The organism is Shewanella sp. ZOR0012 (assembly GCF_000798835.1).
Taxonomy (GTDB): domain Bacteria; phylum Pseudomonadota; class Gammaproteobacteria; order Enterobacterales; family Shewanellaceae; genus Shewanella; species Shewanella xiamenensis.
On record NZ_JTLE01000094.1, the window covers coordinates 3,365,370 to 3,384,929 of the forward strand.

The following is a 19,560-nucleotide window of genomic DNA, read 5'->3' on the forward strand; positions in this document are numbered from 1 at the left end:
TCAATTGCGGCCGCCATAGTAGTCAGAAACCTTAGGCATGTAAAGTCTAAATATGAAAATTTTCCTAAAGTTCTTGTTCAACTGGTCGATTAACTGACAACGAGTTGTTTTAGCGATGTTTTTTTATGCAAATCGATGTTCCTTTAATCAATGAAGCCCAAATTGGCTCCCGCTTAAATGCGGCAATCGAACACAACAGGCGAGGTGAGTTTGCCCTGTTGCTGTCGCTATTGTCTGCTGACGCGAGGGACATGGCGCAGTTTCAATGGCAAAAAGAACTCGATACTGCCGAAAAACTACAACGTCAGTTTGAATTACCACCAAAACAAACGTTAGTGGCGGATTTATCCTCAGACAATCATATTATCGACAATAGCGCCGTGTTTATGCAGCAAGGGGCAAGAGCATTTCAATTGCAACAGGCCTTGCGACCGGAAGCATTAGTGATCCGAGGTGGTGAACCCATCGCCATCGCCGAAGCCTTAAGTAACTGTGAGTTTACAACTCGCTTGCGTCAGCGGGGACAATTGCCATCTCCTCAAGTTGAAATCATGCACTTTGCCGATCAACTAGCGATCCAACGTAATTTGATCCCACGCTTAACCAGTGCTTAATGCTACTGAGGCTATTTATTATCAAAGGTATTATTTCGGGTAATAAGCGTGAGCAATACCAGAGTCTCTCTCATCATCATTCCCTATAATTAGTCGTTAGTGATATTAATGTTGAGTCGCTTATGTTGAGTTTTTAACATGAGGCCATTAGAGAGGATAGCCCTATGAAAGGTATCATTGCAGGACAAACCCCCACAGTAAACGACACATGTACCGATTGCGGCAGCTTTGTTGACATCGGTGCTGTGATTGATGAACAAGATACTGTGCTTGAGTTACAGTTTATGGGTGGCGAGGCGGAAAATGAGGCGGCAAAGATGGTTGAGCGTGCCCAGACACGTTTTCGACACACGCAAGCGAGCGTTACTCGAGGTGAAACGGGTGTGACGCTCAAACTGGTATTTGATGTCAGTGTCGAAAAAATGATTTTCCAGTTAGAGAATGGTCTATAGCGCAACCCCTGTGATACAAGTCGAGGTTAATTTGTAATAAAGTGTGGCCGATGTTGCTGTTTTAAATGTAGATAGTGTAATCTGCGTCAACAAAAACAATGATAAATCGGCTCCATTAACACTCCTATCTTTAGTGTGTTAGTCGCAGCAGTATCGTTTTACCCAACACGAAGTTTTGTAGGGATCAGAGTGAAGCGACGTCAGCATCAACACTTATTAGAGTCTTTAGTCCATTCTACGGCAAAGCAGCAGGGTGATTTCACTAAGACGGCAGAGTTAGCGACAGAGCTACTGTGTCAGAATTTAGCGGTCTCCTTGGTGTCGGTGTGGATTTTTTCTGCCGAGCAAAACACCCAATCTCTCGTCGCCCAGTTTGGGGCGATGGCGCTGCAGGACATCTACCGTCCTAAACTGCTGCAAACGGTGCCGCGTTATTTAAATGAACTAAAAAATCACAGACATATAGATGCTGGTAATACGCTTATTGACCCGCGGTTGACAGAATTAGTCGATAGTTATTTTATTCCACGCCAAATTTTATCTAGTCTCGAAGTTGGCATCCGTATCAATGGCCATCTTGAGGGCGTGCTCTGCATTGAGCGTGCGCAGCTCACACACCATTGGCACGATAGTGAAATTCATCTGGCTTGCCAAATGGCCGATCAATTAGCCCTCACTCTTGCTACTAAACATGCTTACGATAAGGAAGAACGTCTCAGCCTTTTTCGCTGCGCCATAGAACAATCTCGTCAAATGACTATGTTGATTAACTTGCACACTGAAAAAGTGGAGTACGTTAACCAAGCCCATCAGGATATTAGTGGTATTTCGCGCAGCAGGAGCGTTGGCACTAATTTACGTGATTTAACTTTTTTCAAACAGCACAATGCGTTAGCTGAGCAGACCTTAGCAAAAATTTTCAGAGGTGAACTGGCAAAAGGTGAGGTGCAATTTAATCGTGCTGATGGTAGTCGTTATTGGCTGAAATATGTTGTGAGCCAATTTATCACCGATAGAGGCAATCATTACGCTTTAGTGTCGGGTGAAGAAAGTACGGATGAGCATAACTACAAAGCGGAGTTGGAACGTCTGGCGTGGCGTTGTAGCTTGACTGGACTGAACAATCGCAGTCACTTTAATCGAGTGCTCGAGCGAACAACACATGGGCTACTGTTGCTAGTCGATTTAGTCGCCTTTAAGCGTTTTAATGATACTTATGGCCATGAAAATGGCGACAGCCTGTTGATTGAGATTGGCCGGCGCTTAAAGCATTTTTCAGACATCAACAAAGCGACTGAAATCGCTCGTGTCGGTAGTGATGAGTTTGCGGTATTACTGACCGACGATAACGCAGTTTATGATCTGGACTATATCAGCACCCGCTTATACCAGCATTTAGCCATGCCGATATTAATTGGCCGTGAACAAGTGGAACCTAAACCCGCACTGGCCGTGGTTGATATTGCCTCGGTGGCAAATTTATTTGCACCACTGACCTGCGCCGATATTGCAGTGCAATATGCGAAGAAGAAAAAGGGCACAGCAATTCAAGTCTTTAACAGTACATTGCTGAGTGCGTTTAAGGAAGATGCGCAAATTGAACGCGATTTGCATAGTGCTATTCGCGGTCGACAATTTGAGCTTTATTACCAGCCCTTAAGGGATCTCGAACAGCAAACTTATATCGGTGCCGAAGCGCTTATTCGTTGGCATCATCCCAAAAGAGGCGTGCTATATCCCGGCGCGTTTATTGATATTGCCGAGCAATCGGGGATGATCAATGCGATAGGCAGTTGGGTATTAGAGGCGGCCTGTCGGCAATTGAATATTTGGCAGCATCACAATGCCGATCTTAGCATGCATGTTAATGTGTCTGCGCGGCAGTTTTTTAGTGGTAATTTGTATGAACAAGTATGGCAACTCTTGACCCGTTATCGTTTAAAGCCCAAAACCTTAATTTTGGAAATTACAGAGACGGAACTCATGGGCGATATTCGCCATGCGACCTTATTGTGTCAGGAGTTGGCTGAACTGGGGGTAGGCTTAGCTATCGATGATTTTGGGACGGGTTACAGCTCGATGCGCTACCTTAAACAGTTTCCTATCAGTAAGTTAAAAATCGATCGCTCGTTTATTTCAGATTTGACGATTAGCCGCGAAAGCCAAGAAATCGTCTCGGCCATTATTGCGATGGCGAGTGCGCTCAATATTTCCTTGACCGCAGAAGGGGTAGAAACCGTCGAGCAGGAGGCGTTTTTAGCCAAGAGTTTGTGTCATCAGGCACAGGGATATTTATACAGTCCAGCCCTGCGAGAACCCGAGTTTGCGCAGTTTTTGCTGGCCGCGAAACAATCGAGTTTTATCGCCCACTAAACCAGATGTTCGTATTGGTGTGATGAAAAAATTAAGGCAATCAATTGATTGCCTTTATTTTATGAGTCGATTGTTTTATGAATCGATAGTTTTATGAGTCGATACTGTCATCAACAACTATCGTGTTAAGCAGCACTGTTTAAATTTCTTACCACTCTGGCAAACACAGGGATCGTTGCGCCCAGGGCGTTTGGCTTGCATTTGTTGTCCTTGGGTATAGTACCAACGGCCCTGTTCAAATATAAACTCAGATCGTTCATAGATTGCATCAATCTCACCCGCGAGTTTATACCAAGCTTTGAAGGTCACATTGCCGCGTTGAGTACCATCGGGATAGATTTTTTCATTCGCAGCTAAGACCTCAAGCCCTAACCAATGTGGATGTGGGCCTTGCTGTAGTTGTTCGAAGGTTAAGCCATCGAGAAAGTCTACATGGTGAGTTTTAATAATGTAATCAAAATTTTTCAACACAAATGCGCAGTAGCGTGAACGCATTAGTTGTTCGGGACTGGTGGCCACTTGAGTCCCTGAATCAACATTAAGGTGCAACGTTTCACAACAGTGCTGATAAGTTTTTTGGCTGCCACAGGGACAATAGGCTTCTGGTGTCATGAGTGTAACTTGCTCAATAATAAAGATTATTATTTTGGTTTTTTACTGTCAGGTAACGGCGGAAACTGACGGCCATAGTAAAGATTTGGCACAGGCTTCGCATTCAAATAAAAACTAGGCTCGGCTCGATTGTTCATATCAAGGGTGACATTCCAGCGGTGCTGGGTGTCTTTTTGTGTGCCAATGACGAACTTGCCAGCAAATTCACTCACGGGTTCGCCAGTCTCTTCGGCGGGATAAAAACGCACTAAATAATAGCCTGTGTCGAACGCGCTGTTGCCTGATAATTTGCGGTTTAGCACCCGAAAGTCGATATCGATACGGGCCTTTTTGGTTCGGATTTTATCAAAAAAGCGTTGATAAATGGCGACAATATTATCACGGCCATAATAAATTTCTTTACTTTGACTTTCTGACAGATAACTTGCGTCTTTAGCATAAATCTCGGCAGTGACGTCGTGATTAAGTTCATTAAATGCTTGAGTAAACAAAGGATAATTCGCATTTATCAATTGATCTGTTGTCATGCTGGTCTTGGCTTTTGAGGGGGTCGCAAAACTCGGCAGCGACAATAGGCATATCAGGGCTAGCAGCAAAAATCTCATTACATTATTCTAATCAAGCATTCATGGCGCCACTATAATGGAGGCGCCCGCTGAACTAAAGGGGTGAATGTTTACAAAGTGTGTTTCTGTTGTAAAAGTGCACACTGAGTGTGAAGAGTGGAGGAGCTTGCCATGCTGGATAATGAATCGGCACTATTTTTTGAAGAAATGGCGGGAGTTGTGCCACTTAAAGGTGATGTCAAGGTGGTGAATTTACAACCTAAGGCATTAACGGATGAGCAAATTCAGCGCCGTGATGCGCTGCAACGTGAGGCTTATTTGGCTTGTATGCCGCTGGATTTAAGCTTGATCCCGATTATGGCACCCGATGATATAGCCAGTTTTAAGCGTGAAGGGGTTCAGGGGGCTGTTTTTAAGCGCTTAAGGCTGGGGCAGTACAGTATTAAAATGGAGTTAGATGTGCATGCCTACCGTTTGAGTCAGGCCAGAGATGCGTTACTCAATTATTTGTTAGCGGCGCAGGCCCATGGTGAACGTTGTGTGATGCTCATTCATGGTAAAGGCCATAACAGTAAACCCGTGGCTGGATTGCTTAAATCAGCGGTATGTCACTGGTTATCTCAGCTTGATATGGTACTTGCCTACCATTCTGCGAAAACCGAGCAGGGCGGCACGGGCGCCTTATATGTGATGTTGACTAAATCCGAGCAGCTTAAGATTGAGAATAAAGAGGCAAATCGTAAGGGAATGGGTTGGCGTTAATGGATTTGCGAACGCATTGATTTCTCTGATTGGCGCGAGCGTTAGACCTTAATACTGGAGCTTAAAAAAATGCCCAACATTGTTGGGCATTTTTATCGGTTTAGTTTAAGGCGTGGATATGACTCGCACCTGAGGCTTAATTACCAGCCACATTGACGATTCGCAGCTTTGTTCTGCTCATCAAGCCAGATTTTAAGCGGCGCAAAATAATCGAGTACTGCGCTCGCATCCATCATTTCCGTTCCTGTGACTTCTTTTAAGGCAACGGGCCAAGGTTGGCTTGCACCAAGCGCTAACATTTTATTGAGTTTTTCTCCAGCCGCTTGATTGCCGTAAATACTGCATCGATGCACTGGGCCCTTGTCTCCAGCCGTTTCACACAGCGCCTTGTGGAACTGGAATTGCAGAATATGCGCGAGGAAATAGCGGGTATAAGGCACATTACCGGGCACATGGTATTTTGCACCTGGGTCAAAATCGGCTTCGCTGCGATCAGTCGGGGCCTTAACACCTTGGTATTTCTCTCTTAATTCCCACCAGGCTTGGTTATACTGCGCTGGAGTGATTTCACCGCTAAAGACTTTCCAGCGCCACTGGTCAATCATCAAACCAAAGGGGAGAAAGGCGATTTTATCCAGAGCTTGTTTAAGCAGTAAGCCAATATCCTTCGAAGCATCGGGCACGTCTTCGAGCAAGCCAATCTGTTTTAGATAGCTCGGGGTGATAGATAGTGCAATCGTGTCACCAATGGCCTCATGGAAACCATCATTGGCACTGTTTTTAAACAGGAAAGGCTGCTGTTTATAGGCACGTTGATAGAAGTTGTGTCCAAGTTCGTGGTGAATGACGGTGAAGTCTTCAGCGGTTTTCTGGATACACATCTTGATGCGGATATCATCGAGGTTATCCAGATCCCATGCCGAGGCGTGACAAACGACATCACGGTCTTTGGGTTGTAAGAATAAAGAGCGGCTCCAGAAACTTTCGGGCAGCGGCGCAAAGCCCAAAGAGGTGAAAAAGCTTTCGGCTTGTTTCACCATCTTCTGCTCATCGTAGCCTTTCTGCTCAAGTAGCTCGGTCACATCATAGCCTGGATCGGCATCATTCGGGGCGACGAGATCGTACACATTCCCCCATTGCTGCGCCCACATATTCCCTAGCAAATGTGCCGGAATCGGGCCTGTTTTCGGCGCAATGGCATCACCGTATTCGTTATTCAGCTCGCCGCGAACATAACAATGCAGGGATTCGTAGAGGGGTTTAACTTGTCCCCATAAACGGTTTAATTCCTGTGAAAATTCATCGGGTTTCATATCGTATTGGCTGCGCCACAACTCGGACAGATTCGCGTAGCCTAAGTCTTTTGCGCCTTCGTTAGCGAGTTCAACTTCACGTTGAAATAGCGGACGCATTGGTTTTGCAATTTCACGCCAGCCTTTCCACGCTTCAAGTAATTTAGCGGGATCCCGCGATTCCGCCATCAGGGTAGACAGTTCAGGTTGCGTCATACATTTGCCATCGGCGAAGCAATATTTGCCTTTACCGTAGAGCCCATTGAGTTCGGAGCTAATTTGCGCCAGCTCAGCATTTTTGGCGGGATCCAGCGGCGCCGGTAACACAAGTGCACTGCGAAGAATATTCAGTTTGCGCGCATTGGCGGGATCGAGTTCCACATTGGCATACTTTGCGGCTTCAGTGGCAAACTTAACGGAAGCGGCGCTGACTTTTTCACCCACGGCGGCCGATAATGCTGCGGTATCTTCGGTAATAAAGTTGCTGTAAATCCATTCGGCACGATTCGCTTCGATGGATAACTGCGCCATTTGCGCTTCCGCATCTTGTATAAAGGCAATGGCCTGGGCTTTATCGGGCGCATTTTTGTTAGCTGTAGTAGCATCGGCCTTGCTTTGTGCATCATTACAGGCGCTTAAGCCTAAGGTTAGCGCAATGGTGAGCGCGAGTGTCGTGGGATGATTTAATCGAATAGTCATGTATTACAATCCGCTGTTGTTTTTGTGTTGCACATTCTACCTAAGTGGATTGTATTTTGAATAAAACTTGATGGCTTTTGGCTCTTTTTTGCAATCACTGTGATTGGCTTGTTAAGCCTCGTTGTTGTGACGAAGCTTATTTGGTCATTTTTCGTTTGACAATGACCATACCAATGTTTAATTTAAACGAGTGTTTTAAATTAATTCAAGGTCACGGAATGGCAAGTCGATCTGATACAAAAACAAGAATACTTGATGCTGCAGAGAAACTCTTTGCTGAAAGAGGTTTTTCTGAGACGTCATTACGACTTATCACTAGCAAGGCAGAGGTCAATTTAGCGTCGGTGAATTATCACTTTGGCTCTAAAAAAGAGTTAATCCGTGCAGTGTTAGCCCGCTATTTAGACGTTTTTATGCCCGCTGCATCGACGGCTATAAAACGTTTACATACTGCATCCTCTCAGGCTTCGCTAGAGGATATTTTATCGGCGTTAGTCGATCCGTTATTGGATTTAAATGACTTGCGCACGGAAGGTACCACAATTTTCCTACAGCTACTTGGACGAGGTTATATCGAAAGCCAAGGGCATCTCCGCTGGTTTATCACCACCCACTATGGACAACATCTAGATACCTTTGTGAAGGCGGTATCGGCTAGTGCTCCGCATATTCCTCAGGCAGAAATGTTTTGGCGCTTACACTTTACCCTCGGCACAATCGTTTTCACTATGGCTTCAGCTGACGCCTTAAACGATATTGCTGCGGCCGAATTTGGCGAGCACAACGATATTGAAGCCGTGATCCGTAAAGTGATCCCCTACATGGCCGCGGGCGTATCAGTTCCCGTAGCTTCTTAATAAAAAGGTCTTGATTATGTTGACGATTATAATTATTGCCCTGATAGCTGTTATTGCGCTGTTTGCAGTAAAAAGCCTCAGAATGCAATTTATCACCCAGCCAGTTTTCCATTTTTTCAAAAAAGTGTTACCGCCATTATCCGATACTGAGCGCGAAGCGATGGAAGCGGGCGATGTATGGTGGGAAGGGGAATTATTCCGCGGTAATCCGAACTGGAACACGCTGCACAGCTACGGCAAGCCAACGCTGACGGCAGAAGAGAAGGACTTTATTGATAATCAGGTCATGACGGCCCTGACAATGATCGATGATTTTGACATTGTCCATAATCGTAAAGATTTGCCGCCAGAGCTGTGGGATTATTTCAAAAAAGAAGGCTTCTTTGCGCTGATCATTCCGAAAAAATTTGGTGGTAAAGCGTTTTCGGCTTATGCCAATTCGACGATTGTGAGCAAGTTAGCTAGTCGTAGCGTGAGTGCTGCGGTAACTGTGATGGTACCTAACTCATTAGGCCCTGGTGAATTATTAACTCACTATGGCACTGAAGAGCAAAAGGAACGTTGGTTACCTGCATTAGCTAAAGGCGATGAAATACCTTGCTTTGCGTTAACAGGCCCAGAAGCAGGCAGTGACGCGGGCGCAATCCCAGATGTGGGCATTGTGTGCCGTGGTGAGTTTAACGGCGAAGAGGTATTAGGCCTTAAATTAACCTGGAATAAGCGTTATATCACCTTAGCTCCCGTGGCAACGGTATTAGGTTTAGCCTTCCAGATGCGCGATCCTGACGGTCTATTAGGTGATAAAAAGCATCTTGGTATTACCTGCGCGTTGATCCCAACGGATCATCCCGGTGTGGTGATTGGTCGTCGTCATAATCCACTTAATATGGCGTTTATGAATGGTACAACCCAGGGCGATGAAGTCTTTATTCCGCTCGATTGGATCATTGGCGGTCCAGAATTTGCGGGCAGAGGCTGGCGCATGCTGGTTGAATGCTTATCAGCGGGTCGCGGTATTTCTCTGCCAGCGCTGGCAACTGCTTCAGGCCATATGGCAACCAAAACCACCACAGCGTACAGTTATGTGCGCCACCAATTTGGCATGGCGATTGGTCAGTTTGAAGGGGTGCAAGAAGCCCTTGCTCGCATTATTGCCAATACCTACCAGTTAGAAGCTGCACGTCGTTTAACCACCACAGGCATTGACCTTAAAGTCAAACCCTCAGTGGTGACGGCTATTGCGAAGTTCCACATGACCGAACTTGGCCGAGCTGTTATGAACGATGCGATGGATATTCAGTCGGGTAAGGGGATCCAATTAGGACCTAAAAACTACCTCGGCCATCCGTATATGTCGAATCCGATTTCGATCACCGTAGAAGGCGCGAATATTCTTACCCGCTCGTTAATGATCTTTGGTCAAGGCGCAACCCGTTGTCATCCTTACGTTCTGGCCGAAATGGAAGCGGCAGCTATGGAAAATCAGCACGAGGCGCTTGCGCGTTTTGACTCGTTGCTAATGGGCCATATGGGGTATGCGACGCGTAACGCGTTCAGTGCATTATTTAGTGCCTTAACTGCGAGCCGTTTTGGTAGCGCCCCAGTAAGTGGCGAAACCAAACAGTACTACAAAGATATGTCCCGTTTATCTTCGGCGCTGGCCTTTATGACGGACATTTCAATGTTGATTATGGGCGGCGATTTAAAACGCAAGGAAATGTTGTCTGCACGGATGGGCGATGTATTGAGTCAGTTGTACTTAGGCTCTGCAACGCTAAAACTATTTGAAGACAATGGTCGCCAACAGGATGATTTACCTGCGGTACGTTATGTAATGGCTAATCGCTTGCACTTAGCGGCGAAAGCACTAGAGGATGTGATCCGCAACTTCCCAAACCGCCCTGTTGCTTGGTTATTGCGAGCACTCATTTTCCCCATCGGCAATCATTTTAATGCGCCGAGCGATAAAATGGCGACTGAGCTTGTCTCTGGCATGTTAAAACCAAGTCCTGCCCGTGAGCGTATTACCTTCCTTTGTCCTGAGTTTGAAGGCGATGTGGGTGGTATTGCTGAAGTAGAACAAGCGTTTGTAGCACAGTATGCCTGTAAAGAGATTTACAAAAAGCTCAAAAAAGCACAGCGCAGCGGTGAGTTACCTGCAAAAGTACCAAACTTGGTTCTATTTGCTAAAGCGTTAGAGCAGGGCACGATTAATAGCGAAGAACATCAAACACTATTGCATGCGGATAAGTTACGTTTAGCCGCTATCAATGTGAATGATTTTGAAGCCTTATAATCTGATTTGCTAGCACGACTACAATAGTTTGACGCTGTTACAAAAGATAAAAAAACCACCTCAACTGAGGTGGTTTTTGTTTTTAAGTTTAATGACTTTTCGCCTAACTTTTTCGTCTAACGAAAGCCAATCAGCAAAGATTAAGCGACGATTAGCACTTTACAAGTGTTAGTGCCACCGATGGTTTCCATCGCATCACCTTTGGTCATTAACACTAAGTCACCGCTGTGTAAGTAACCCGCTTTGGTTAATGACTCCAATGCTTTTTGCGCGAGCTCATCGGCTGGATAGATCGTTGAGTCGAAGTTAATCGGTAATACACCACGGTACAGAGCCATCTTCGCCAGTGTTGTGTCATGGCGAGATAGGCCAAGGATTGGTAAAGATGAACTGATACGCGACATCAGTTTAGGTGTTGCACCTGATTCTGTTAAAGCAATAATCGCTTTAACACCTTCTAGGTGGTTTGCCGCATACATAGTCGATAGGGCGATGGTTTCTTCAACTGAGGTGAAACGTGCATCCAATCTGTGTTTAGAGACTTTCACACTTGGGTGAGATTCTGCACCAACACACACATTCGCCATTGCTTTAACCGTTTCTTCAGGGAAGTCACCGGCAGCGGTTTCGGCTGATAACATCACGGCGTCTGTACCATCAAGCACGGCGTTTGCCACGTCCATCACTTCTGCACGGGTTGGCATTGGGCTTGAGATCATTGACTCCATCATTTGGGTCGCAGTGATGACGATTTTATTGAGCTGACGTGAACGGGCGATGAGTTTCTTTTGCACTGCCACAAGTGCAGCATCACCAATCTCAACCCCTAAATCTCCACGGGCAACCATGACAACGTCAGAGGCTAAAATCACATCATCCATTGCTTCATCGCTAGCAACGGCTTCTGCACGTTCAACTTTCGCGACGATCAGTGCATTGCTACCAGCCTGCTGTGCTAAAGAACGTGCGTATTCTAAATCGGCACCGCTACGTGGGAAGGAAACCGCTAGATAATCCACTTGGATCATCGCTGCGGTGAGAATGTCAGCCTTGTCTTTTTCGGTCAGTGCCGCAGCGGACAAACCACCACCTTGCTTGTTGATCCCTTTATTGTTTGATAAAGGACCAGCAACCGTTACCGTCGTATGGACTTTACGACCTTCGACGCGCTCAACACGTAGTTGGACTCGGCCGTCATCGAGCATCAGGATGTCGCCAACATTCACATCATCAGGTAATTGCTTATAGTCGATACCGACTTGATTCTCATCGCCTTCACCTTTGGGGAGTTCAGCATCAAGAATATAAGCTTGGCCTAATTTCAGTTGGACTTTCTTGTTGTCTTTAAAGGTAGAGACACGGATTTTAGGACCTTGTAGGTCACCTAAAATCGCTACATGTACACCTAATTCTTTTGCAATTTCGCGAGCTTGAGTCGCGCGTTTGAGATGATCTTCGGGGGAGCCGTGGGAGAAGTTAAGACGAACAACGTTTGCACCTGCCGCGATAATGCGGCGTAAGTTATCGTCACGGTCAGTGGCGGGGCCCAGGGTGGTGACGATTTTGGTTCTGCGGAACATAAGATACTCCGTTAAAGTTAAAAAAATCTTGTGACTATATTAGCATGCAATTCCAAATTATGTAGTAAAGTTACAATCAAATTGATCTGAAGTTATGTTTTAAAATTGTGAGGTATCGCTGAAATTTGCTTTAAAAAAGGCTAGACGTAGGGTTTGCGCTAGCCTTTTTAAAGATAGGAAGTGAATTACAGTATCGGATCTTTATTGATACGAGACTCTTTCAACACTTCTTTTACCCGTTTTAAATTATCACGGAAACGAGGGCCGCGGCGTAGGGTAAAACCCGTCGCCAATACATCTATAGTCACCAATTGCGCTAAACGCGAGGCCATAGGTAAATACATATCTGTATCCTCTGGCACCTCCATCGTCACAGGCAGTGTACATTCCATCGATAACGGCGAGTTACGAGCCGTAATACCAATAACGGCAGCGCCGTTTTCTCTTGCTAAACGTGCTATTTCAATCAATGACTTAGTGCGGCCTGTGTGGGAAATTAAAACCACAACATCGCCTTCATTGCTGTTGATACAACTCATGCGTTGCATCAGAACATCGTCAAAACAGATGACAGGCACATTAAAACGGAAAAATTTATTTTGTGCGTCATGGGCGACTGAGGCTGATGCCCCTAAGCCAAAGAATGAAATTGTCTTGGCCTGAGTCAGAATATCAACGGCTTTATTGATGGCCGCTACGTCTAAACTTTGACGGGCAGTATCTAAAGAAGCCATTGAAGATTCGAATATTTTTGTTGTGTATGATTCGGGAGAATCATCTTCTTCAACATGGCGACTCACATAAGGCGTGCCGTTTGCGAGACTTTGTGCCAGATGTAACTTAAAATCAGGAAAGCCTTTAGTATCTAAGCGGCGACAGAAACGGTTCACAGTAGGTTCACTGACATCAGCCATCTTAGCGAGTGTGGCGATACTGGAGTGAATAGCTGTTTGCGGAGAGGCTAAGATGACCTCTGCAACCTTGCGTTCTGACTTACTAAAATGGGTGAGGCTTTTTTGAACCTTTTCTAGGGTATTCATACGCGTATGTCCGCTAAATTGAGTATGTAATTTTATTTTTTTTTGTTTAGTGCCACAGATCAGCTTGACGATCCCACTAATCAAGATTGCTTAAGTAAGTTTTACGTCGGTTTTTGAAATAAGAATTTACTATCATCAGTAATTTAAGCACAAAAATCATATCAGATTTATGCCTTAGGTGCCTAGTTAGCTAGAATGTTAATATTGATAAAAAGAGATGCATTTAACAAATTCTGTTGTTATATTACAACAAAAGTGTGGATTCCTTCATTAGCATGAAGGGACACGACATACAAAGGAGAGCGTAACGCAATGGGCAAAACATCATCAGGCGCCAAAGCTTGTGACTTCGTACTCTTTGGTACTAAAGGCGACTTGGCAAGACGCAAGTTGTTACCTTCTTTATACCAGTTAGATAAGGCTGAACTTCTCGACAAAGATACTAAGGTGATCGGTGTCGCAAAAGATGAATTTAGTCAGGATGAGTTTAGAGAGCTAGTCATTCTTGCGTTAAACACCTTCGTCAAAGAACCCCTCTGCGAAGAAACGCTTAACCGATTCGTGTCCCGTTGTCATTATGTCGGCACTAATTTTACTGATTCAGCAGGTTACAGCGCCTTCCATGAATTGCTCAAACCAGAAGAGCGCGTCATGGTCAGTTACTTTGCCACCCCACCGTCGATTTTTGGGGATATCTGCCGCTGTTTACATGAACAAAATCTGATCCACAGCGACTCGCGCGTCGTTCTCGAAAAACCCATTGGCTCTGATCTCGCATCTTCCCGTGTGATTAACGATCAAGTTTCTGCCTACTTTAAAGAAAGCCAAGTCTACCGTATCGACCATTATCTCGGTAAAGAGACAGTTCAAAACTTAATTGCGCTGCGTTTTGCTAACTCCTTATTTGCCTCTAAATGGGATAACCGGACCATTGACCATGTCCAGATCACGGTTGCCGAAGAAGTGGGTATCGAAGGCCGTTGGGGTTACTTCGATAAAGCTGGTCAAATGCGAGATATGATCCAAAACCACTTACTGCAAGTGTTGACGCTGGTTGCGATGGATCCCCCTGTTAACTTAGATGCTGACAGTATCCGCGATGAAAAGGTGAAAGTACTGAAGTCGCTGCGGCCGATTAATGCTGACAATGTCTATGAAAACACCGTCCGTGGTCAGTACAGTGCGGGCTTCCTCAAGGGCAGTCCAGTGCCTGGTTATTTAGAGGAAGAAGGGGCGAACGTGCACTCGCATACTGAAACCTTTGTGGCGCTGCGTGTCGATATTGATAACTGGCGTTGGGCTGGCGTGCCGTTTTATCTGCGCAGCGGTAAGCGCATGCCGTTTAAGAGTTCTGAAATTGTGGTGTATTTTAAAAATCCACCGCATAACTTGTATCGCTCTAGCTACCGTAACTTGCCACCTAACAAGTTAACCATCCGTCTGCAACCACACGAAGGGGTTGAGATCCAGATGATGAACAAGGTGCCAGGGTTAGAGCAAAAACAACGTTTGCAAACCACCAAACTCGACTTGAGTTTCTCTGATACTTTCAAAAACGAGCGCATTGCCGATGCCTACGAGCGTTTATTGCTTGAAGCCATGCTCGGTAATCAAGCCTTGTTCGTTCGCCGAGACGAAGTGGAGCAAGCTTGGACATGGGTTGATGGCATCATCCAAGCATGGGAACAGAGCAATGAAAAACCGAAACCTTATCCTGCGGGCACTTGGGGCCCCGTGGCTTCCGTCGCGCTGATCACCAAAGACGGTCGTTCGTGGGATGAATAGGGGGCTTTGATGATTAAAGAAACCGTATTTAAATCCTTTGATACACCTGCTGCGCTCGAGCAACAGTTAGCGAATAAGATCGCTAGCCAGTTACAAGAGGCGGTGGATGCCCGTGGTAAGGCGAGTTTAGTGGTCTCTGGCGGCTCAACGCCGCTGAAACTGTTTGAGCTACTTAGCATGAAATCTATCGACTGGAGTGATGTTTACATTACGCTTGCCGATGAGCGTTGGGTCGATGTCGAAGATAGCGCCTCTAACGAACGTTTAGTGCGCGAGCATTTATTGCAAAACCGCGCGGCCAATGCCAAGTTCCGCGGATTGAAGAATATGTTTTCCACCGCCGAAGCGGGCGCCGATATGACCGCCGAGTTGCTGTCTAACTTCCCGCGTCCCTTCGATGTGGTGGTGCTCGGGATGGGCAACGATGGTCACACTTGCTCATGGTTCCCTTGCAGTGCTGAGTTAAACGATGCCTTAACTACTCAAGCTTTGTGCGTGGCAACCAACCCAACCACGGCGCCCCATGGTCGGATCACATTATCTAAGAATGCGATCCTCAATAGCAGACAGATTTATCTGCATTTGGTTGGGGAACAGAAATTATCCGTATATCGTCAAGCCTTAGAAAATGATGATGTTAATGCTATGCCTATCAGAGCCGTATTAGCGCAGCGTAAAACGCCCGTTGACGTGTTCTGGAGCGCTTAAGGAGTCACTCTCATGCACTCAGTCGTTCAATCTGTTACCGACAGAATTATTGCCCGTAGCAAAGCATCACGTGAAGCATACCTTGCTGCATTAAACGATGCCCGTAACCATGGCGTACACCGTAGCTCGTTAAGCTGCGGTAACTTAGCTCATGGTTTTGCGGCTTGTAACCCCGATGATAAAAGCGCATTACGTCAATTGACGAAGGCCAATATCGGGATTATTACTGCATTCAACGATATGTTGTCAGCACATCAACCCTATGAAACGTATCCTGATTTGCTGAAAAAGGCCTGTCAGGAAGTGGGTAGTGTTGCGCAGGTGGCCGGTGGTGTTCCCGCCATGTGTGACGGCGTGACTCAAGGTCAACCTGGGATGGAGCTGAGCTTACTGAGTCGTGAAGTGATTGCCATGGCAACCGCGGTTGGCTTATCCCACAATATGTTCGATGGCGCCTTACTCCTTGGTATTTGCGACAAAATCGTGCCCGGTTTATTGATTGGTGCGTTAAGTTTTGGCCATTTACCTATGCTGTTTGTGCCAGCAGGCCCGATGAAATCGGGTATTCCTAACAAGGAAAAAGCCCGTATTCGTCAGCAATTTGCCCAAGGTAAGGTCGATAGAGCACAACTGCTCGAAGCGGAAGCGCAGTCTTACCACAGTGCGGGTACTTGTACCTTCTATGGTACGGCTAACTCAAACCAATTGATGCTCGAAGTCATGGGCCTACAATTGCCCGGTTCATCTTTTGTGAATCCAGACGACCCACTGCGTGAAGCCCTGAATAAAATGGCGGCGAAGCAGGTTTGTCGCTTAACCGAACTGGGCACTCAATACACGCCTATTGGTGAAGTTGTTAATGAAAAATCGATAGTGAACGGCATTGTTGCATTGCTGGCGACCGGTGGTTCAACAAACTTAACCATGCATATCGTGGCGGCGGCGCGTGCAGCGGGCATTATCGTGAACTGGGATGATTTTTCTGAATTATCCGATGCGGTGCCATTGCTGGCTCGGGTTTATCCAAACGGTCATGCGGATATTAACCATTTCCACGCCGCGGGCGGGATGGCCTTCCTTATCAAAGAATTACTCGATGCGGGCTTACTGCACGAGGATGTCAACACAGTTGCAGGTTTTGGTCTACGTCGTTACACCCAAGAGCCCAAATTACTCGATGGCGAGCTGCGCTGGGTCGATGGTCCAACCGTCAGCTTAGATACCGAAGTATTAACCTCTGTCGCTACACCTTTCCAAAACAACGGTGGTTTAAAACTGCTTAAGGGCAACTTAGGCCGCGCGGTGATAAAAGTGTCTGCCGTTCAACCGCAGCATCGAGTGGTGGAAGCGCCCGCTGTGGTGATTGACGATCAAAACAAACTCGATGCGTTATTTAAATCCGGCGCATTAGACCGAGATTGTGTGGTGGTGGTGAAAGGCCAAGGGCCGAAAGCCAATGGTATGCCAGAGCTGCATAAACTAACGCCGCTGCTAGGTTCACTACAGGATAAAGGCTTTAAAGTGGCGCTGATGACCGACGGTCGTATGTCGGGTGCATCGGGCAAAGTGCCTGCGGCGATTCATTTAACCCCAGAAGCGATTGATGGTGGGTTAATTGCAAAGGTACAAGACGGCGATTTAATTCGTGTTGATGCGCTGACCGGCGAGCTGAGTTTATTAGTCTCAGACACCGTGCTTGCAGCCAGAACTGCCGCTGAAATTGATTTACGCCATTCTCGTTATGGCATGGGTCGTGAGTTATTTGGGGCACTGCGTTCAAACTTAAGCAGTCCAGAAACCGGTGCGCGTAGTACTAGCGCCATCGATGAACTTTACTAATACAAAGGAAGAATAACGCAATGCTTGAGAATAACTGGTCATTACAACCACAAGATATTTTTAAACGCAGCCCTATTGTTCCTGTTATGGTGATTAACAAGATTGAACATGCGGTGCCGTTAGCCAAAGCACTGGTCGCCGGTGGGATTAGCGTGTTAGAAGTGACATTACGCACGCCGTGTGCTCTTGAAGCGATCACTAAAATTGCTAAGGAAGTGCCAGAGGCGCTGGTCGGCGCGGGGACTATTTTAAATGAAGCCCAGCTTGAGCAAGCGATTGCCGCTGGCGCGCAATTTATTATCACCCCTGGTGCAACAGTTGAACTGCTCAAAGCGGGGATGCAAGGCCCGGTGCCGTTAATTCCTGGCGTTGCCAGTATTTCCGAAGTGATGACGGGTATGGCGCTTGGTTACACCCACTTTAAATTCTTCCCTGCTGAAGCGTCTGGTGGAGTGGATGCTCTCAAGGCTTTCTCTGGCCCATTAGCGGATATCCGTTTCTGTCCAACGGGTGGAATTACGCCAAGCAGCTATAAAGATTACTTAGCGCTTAAAAATGTTGATTGTATTGGTGGCAGTTGGATTGCGCCTACCGATGCGATGGAGCAGGGCGATTGGGCGCGTATTACTCAGCTGTGTAAAGAGGCAATTGGCGGACTTTAATCCGTGATTGCTCGCCCTAATAAAAAACCACCTTCTCGGTGGTTTTTTATTACTATATCAAGAGGTTACATTTCTTTACTCAACTCCACGTTTGAGCCAGCCTTAGGACTAAAGAGTTGTTGATAGAGCCGTCCGGCAAACTCGTCCGTCATTCCCGATATATAATCGGCTAAGACTCTGTGGCTGTTTAGACCCTGTTGTTCGCTTGCGCGCCAACGCTCTTGAGTGTTAAGCGGTAACAGGCGCTCGGGATCGGAGGCAAATGCTTCAAATAACCCCATCACAATTTGTTGCCCTTTGTATTCGAGCATTTGGATCTCGGGTTTACGGATAACATATTTATACACTAGCTGTTTTAACACATTGAGCGCATGGGCAAAGTCGGGTTCAAGGCTGGCATTAAACCGCAGCAACGGTTCCTCGAAAGCCGGATCGTCATTGATGATAATGGCGGTGACAAAGCCATTCACTAAGGTGCCAATGGCATCTTTTCGCAGATGATGCTCGTGGGAGAACAGTTTAGTACCGATATCGGTCAATTCTTGGCGGATCCAGAGATCATTACTGTGCTCAAATGTTGGCGCCACATCTTGCTGCCATTGTGATGCCGTTACTATCCCCATGACGATGGCATCTTCAAGATCATGTACTGCATAGGCAATATCGTCCGCCAGCTCCATGATGGAACAATCGAAGGATTTATATTGGGTACGCAGGTGCGGGTAGTTGGGCTGAACACTTGGTTGGACTGAGGTAAAGCGAGTTCTATCTGCCGCAGATAATGGCTCAAGCACCCAGTCGAAGATGTCATTATCATCGTCGAATATGCCTTTAACAGGCGGCCATTGTGACGGTTTAAGCTGTCTGTGGTTGGTGATTTCAGGATGATTGCCTGCGACAAACAAGTGCGATTGTGGTGCGGGATATTTTAAAATCCCTAACATGGTTCTGCGGCACAGATTCATCCCAAAATCTAAGGTGTAGGGCTCGAGTTTAGAGAGAATACGAAATGTCTGGCCATTGCCTTCAAAGCCTCCGTGGTGGCGCATCATATAGTTAAGGGCTACTTCACCACCATGACCAAAGGGCGGATGGCCAATATCATGGGCAAGGCATAAGGATTCCAGCAAACTCATTGAGTCTAATAAGGGCTTATGCTCGGGATATTTACGACTTAGCTGAGCGGCGATCCCCGTGCCGATTTGTGAGACTTCCAATGAGTGGGTTAAGCGTGTGCGATAGAAGTCATTCATGCCTACGCCAAGCACTTGGGTTTTTGCTTGCAGGCGACGAAATGCAGCAGAGTGGAGGATGCGTGCTCTGTCCCTTTGATATGGGCTGCGATGATCATTACGTCTTTGTTTATCTTCACCATGGCGGCGTTCTTGCCAAACACTTGAGGTCATATGCATTCCTAGCGGGA

The 19,560-nt window shown here is 46.5% G+C and carries 16 protein-coding genes; 10 read left to right on the forward strand and 6 right to left on the reverse strand.

What is annotated here, in order from left to right; translation table 11 throughout:
- Nucleotides 1-125: 125 nt before the first annotated feature.
- The 3 genes from L976_RS16370 (at nucleotide 126) to L976_RS16380 (ending at nucleotide 3,439) form a co-directional block, all read left to right on the forward strand.
- Entirely contained in the window at nucleotides 126-614 is a 489-nt protein-coding gene (locus L976_RS16370; RefSeq protein WP_047538452.1) for a VC2046/SO_2500 family protein, read from the forward strand.
- A 164-nt stretch (nucleotides 615-778) separates the two neighbouring features.
- On the forward strand, nucleotides 779-1,066 hold the full coding sequence (locus tag L976_RS16375; protein WP_047538454.1) for a DUF406 family protein: 288 nt from the start codon (nucleotides 779-781) through the stop codon (nucleotides 1,064-1,066).
- A gap of 189 nt (nucleotides 1,067-1,255) precedes the next feature.
- Complete coding sequence (locus L976_RS16380) at nucleotides 1,256-3,439, forward strand: putative bifunctional diguanylate cyclase/phosphodiesterase (RefSeq protein WP_037418694.1); 2,184 nt, start codon at nucleotides 1,256-1,258, stop codon at nucleotides 3,437-3,439.
- Nucleotides 3,440-3,556: 117 nt separating this feature from the next.
- Here L976_RS16380 and L976_RS16385 read toward each other — a convergent pair whose 3' ends face one another.
- A complete protein-coding gene (locus L976_RS16385; RefSeq protein ID WP_047538457.1) occupies nucleotides 3,557-4,051 on the reverse strand; it encodes a YchJ family protein in 495 nt (164 codons plus the stop codon).
- Between the two features lie 29 nt (nucleotides 4,052-4,080).
- Nucleotides 4,081-4,656 (reverse strand): YybH family protein, encoded by a 576-nt coding sequence (locus L976_RS16390; RefSeq protein WP_037418700.1) that lies wholly within the window; start codon nucleotides 4,654-4,656, stop codon nucleotides 4,081-4,083.
- Nucleotides 4,657-4,788: 132 nt separating this feature from the next.
- On the opposite strand from L976_RS16390, the gene smrA reads away from it, so the two are divergent.
- Entirely contained in the window at nucleotides 4,789-5,379 is a 591-nt protein-coding gene (gene smrA / locus L976_RS16395; RefSeq protein WP_037418703.1) for a DNA endonuclease SmrA, read from the forward strand.
- 140 nt (nucleotides 5,380-5,519) lie between these two features.
- Here smrA and L976_RS16400 read toward each other — a convergent pair whose 3' ends face one another.
- Nucleotides 5,520-7,370 (reverse strand): M2 family metallopeptidase, encoded by a 1,851-nt coding sequence (locus tag L976_RS16400; protein WP_047538460.1) that lies wholly within the window; start codon nucleotides 7,368-7,370, stop codon nucleotides 5,520-5,522.
- 218 nt (nucleotides 7,371-7,588) lie between these two features.
- On the opposite strand from L976_RS16400, the gene L976_RS16405 reads away from it, so the two are divergent.
- Nucleotides 7,589-8,227 carry a TetR/AcrR family transcriptional regulator gene (locus L976_RS16405; protein WP_037429545.1) on the forward strand — a complete coding sequence of 213 codons (639 nt, stop codon included), beginning with the start codon at nucleotides 7,589-7,591 and terminating at the stop codon, nucleotides 8,225-8,227.
- A gap of 16 nt (nucleotides 8,228-8,243) precedes the next feature.
- Nucleotides 8,244-10,523: an acyl-CoA dehydrogenase gene (locus L976_RS16410; protein WP_047538463.1), complete on the forward strand. Its 2,280-nt coding sequence runs from the start codon at nucleotides 8,244-8,246 to the stop codon at nucleotides 10,521-10,523.
- A 140-nt stretch (nucleotides 10,524-10,663) separates the two neighbouring features.
- Here L976_RS16410 and pyk read toward each other — a convergent pair whose 3' ends face one another.
- Nucleotides 10,664-12,103 (reverse strand): pyruvate kinase, encoded by a 1,440-nt coding sequence (gene pyk, locus L976_RS16415; RefSeq protein ID WP_047538466.1) that lies wholly within the window; start codon nucleotides 12,101-12,103, stop codon nucleotides 10,664-10,666.
- 185 nt (nucleotides 12,104-12,288) lie between these two features.
- Nucleotides 12,289-13,143: a MurR/RpiR family transcriptional regulator gene (locus L976_RS16420; protein ID WP_011072455.1), complete on the reverse strand. Its 855-nt coding sequence runs from the start codon at nucleotides 13,141-13,143 to the stop codon at nucleotides 12,289-12,291.
- A 312-nt stretch (nucleotides 13,144-13,455) separates the two neighbouring features.
- Between L976_RS16420 and zwf the strand changes: the two genes are divergently transcribed.
- Genes zwf through L976_RS16440 form a run of 4 tightly spaced genes read left to right on the forward strand, consistent with a single transcriptional unit; the run spans nucleotide 13,456 to nucleotide 18,137 of the window.
- Nucleotides 13,456-14,928 (forward strand): glucose-6-phosphate dehydrogenase, encoded by a 1,473-nt coding sequence (gene zwf, locus L976_RS16425; RefSeq protein ID WP_037418717.1) that lies wholly within the window; start codon nucleotides 13,456-13,458, stop codon nucleotides 14,926-14,928.
- Between the two features lie 9 nt (nucleotides 14,929-14,937).
- Nucleotides 14,938-15,636: a 6-phosphogluconolactonase gene (gene pgl / locus L976_RS16430; RefSeq protein WP_037418721.1), complete on the forward strand. Its 699-nt coding sequence runs from the start codon at nucleotides 14,938-14,940 to the stop codon at nucleotides 15,634-15,636.
- A 12-nt stretch (nucleotides 15,637-15,648) separates the two neighbouring features.
- Nucleotides 15,649-17,475 carry a phosphogluconate dehydratase gene (gene edd / locus L976_RS16435; RefSeq protein ID WP_037418724.1) on the forward strand — a complete coding sequence of 609 codons (1,827 nt, stop codon included), beginning with the start codon at nucleotides 15,649-15,651 and terminating at the stop codon, nucleotides 17,473-17,475.
- A 20-nt stretch (nucleotides 17,476-17,495) separates the two neighbouring features.
- Nucleotides 17,496-18,137, forward strand: a complete 642-nt coding sequence (locus tag L976_RS16440) for a bifunctional 4-hydroxy-2-oxoglutarate aldolase/2-dehydro-3-deoxy-phosphogluconate aldolase (RefSeq protein ID WP_037418729.1) — start codon at nucleotides 17,496-17,498, stop codon at nucleotides 18,135-18,137.
- Between the two features lie 65 nt (nucleotides 18,138-18,202).
- Here L976_RS16440 and L976_RS16445 read toward each other — a convergent pair whose 3' ends face one another.
- Nucleotides 18,203-19,543, reverse strand: coding sequence for an anti-phage deoxyguanosine triphosphatase (locus tag L976_RS16445; protein WP_037418731.1), 1,341 nt, complete (start codon nucleotides 19,541-19,543; stop codon nucleotides 18,203-18,205).
- Nucleotides 19,544-19,560 lie beyond the last annotated feature (17 nt).

Excerpts from the sequence above, each read along its gene's own strand:
- pyk (WP_047538466.1), bottom strand. The coding sequence starts at position 12,103 with ATGTTCCGCAGAACCAAAATCGTCACCACCCTGGGCCCCGCCACTGAC.
- L976_RS16420 (WP_011072455.1), bottom strand. The coding sequence starts at position 13,143 with ATGAATACCCTAGAAAAGGTTCAAAAAAGCCTCACCCATTTTAGTAAG.
- L976_RS16410 (WP_047538463.1), top strand. The coding sequence starts at position 8,244 with ATGTTGACGATTATAATTATTGCCCTGATAGCTGTTATTGCGCTGTTT.
- L976_RS16440 (WP_037418729.1), top strand. The coding sequence starts at position 17,496 with ATGCTTGAGAATAACTGGTCATTACAACCACAAGATATTTTTAAACGC.
- smrA (WP_037418703.1), top strand. The coding sequence starts at position 4,789 with ATGCTGGATAATGAATCGGCACTATTTTTTGAAGAAATGGCGGGAGTT.
- L976_RS16385 (WP_047538457.1), bottom strand. The coding sequence starts at position 4,051 with ATGACACCAGAAGCCTATTGTCCCTGTGGCAGCCAAAAAACTTATCAG.
- L976_RS16370 (WP_047538452.1), top strand. The coding sequence starts at position 126 with ATGCAAATCGATGTTCCTTTAATCAATGAAGCCCAAATTGGCTCCCGC.
- L976_RS16390 (WP_037418700.1), bottom strand. The coding sequence starts at position 4,656 with ATGAGATTTTTGCTGCTAGCCCTGATATGCCTATTGTCGCTGCCGAGT.
- L976_RS16375 (WP_047538454.1), top strand. The coding sequence starts at position 779 with ATGAAAGGTATCATTGCAGGACAAACCCCCACAGTAAACGACACATGT.
- L976_RS16445 (WP_037418731.1), bottom strand. The coding sequence starts at position 19,543 with ATGACCTCAAGTGTTTGGCAAGAACGCCGCCATGGTGAAGATAAACAA.
- pgl (WP_037418721.1), top strand. The coding sequence starts at position 14,938 with ATGATTAAAGAAACCGTATTTAAATCCTTTGATACACCTGCTGCGCTC.
- L976_RS16405 (WP_037429545.1), top strand. The coding sequence starts at position 7,589 with ATGGCAAGTCGATCTGATACAAAAACAAGAATACTTGATGCTGCAGAG.
- zwf (WP_037418717.1), top strand. The coding sequence starts at position 13,456 with ATGGGCAAAACATCATCAGGCGCCAAAGCTTGTGACTTCGTACTCTTT.
- edd (WP_037418724.1), top strand. The coding sequence starts at position 15,649 with ATGCACTCAGTCGTTCAATCTGTTACCGACAGAATTATTGCCCGTAGC.
- L976_RS16400 (WP_047538460.1), bottom strand. The coding sequence starts at position 7,370 with ATGACTATTCGATTAAATCATCCCACGACACTCGCGCTCACCATTGCG.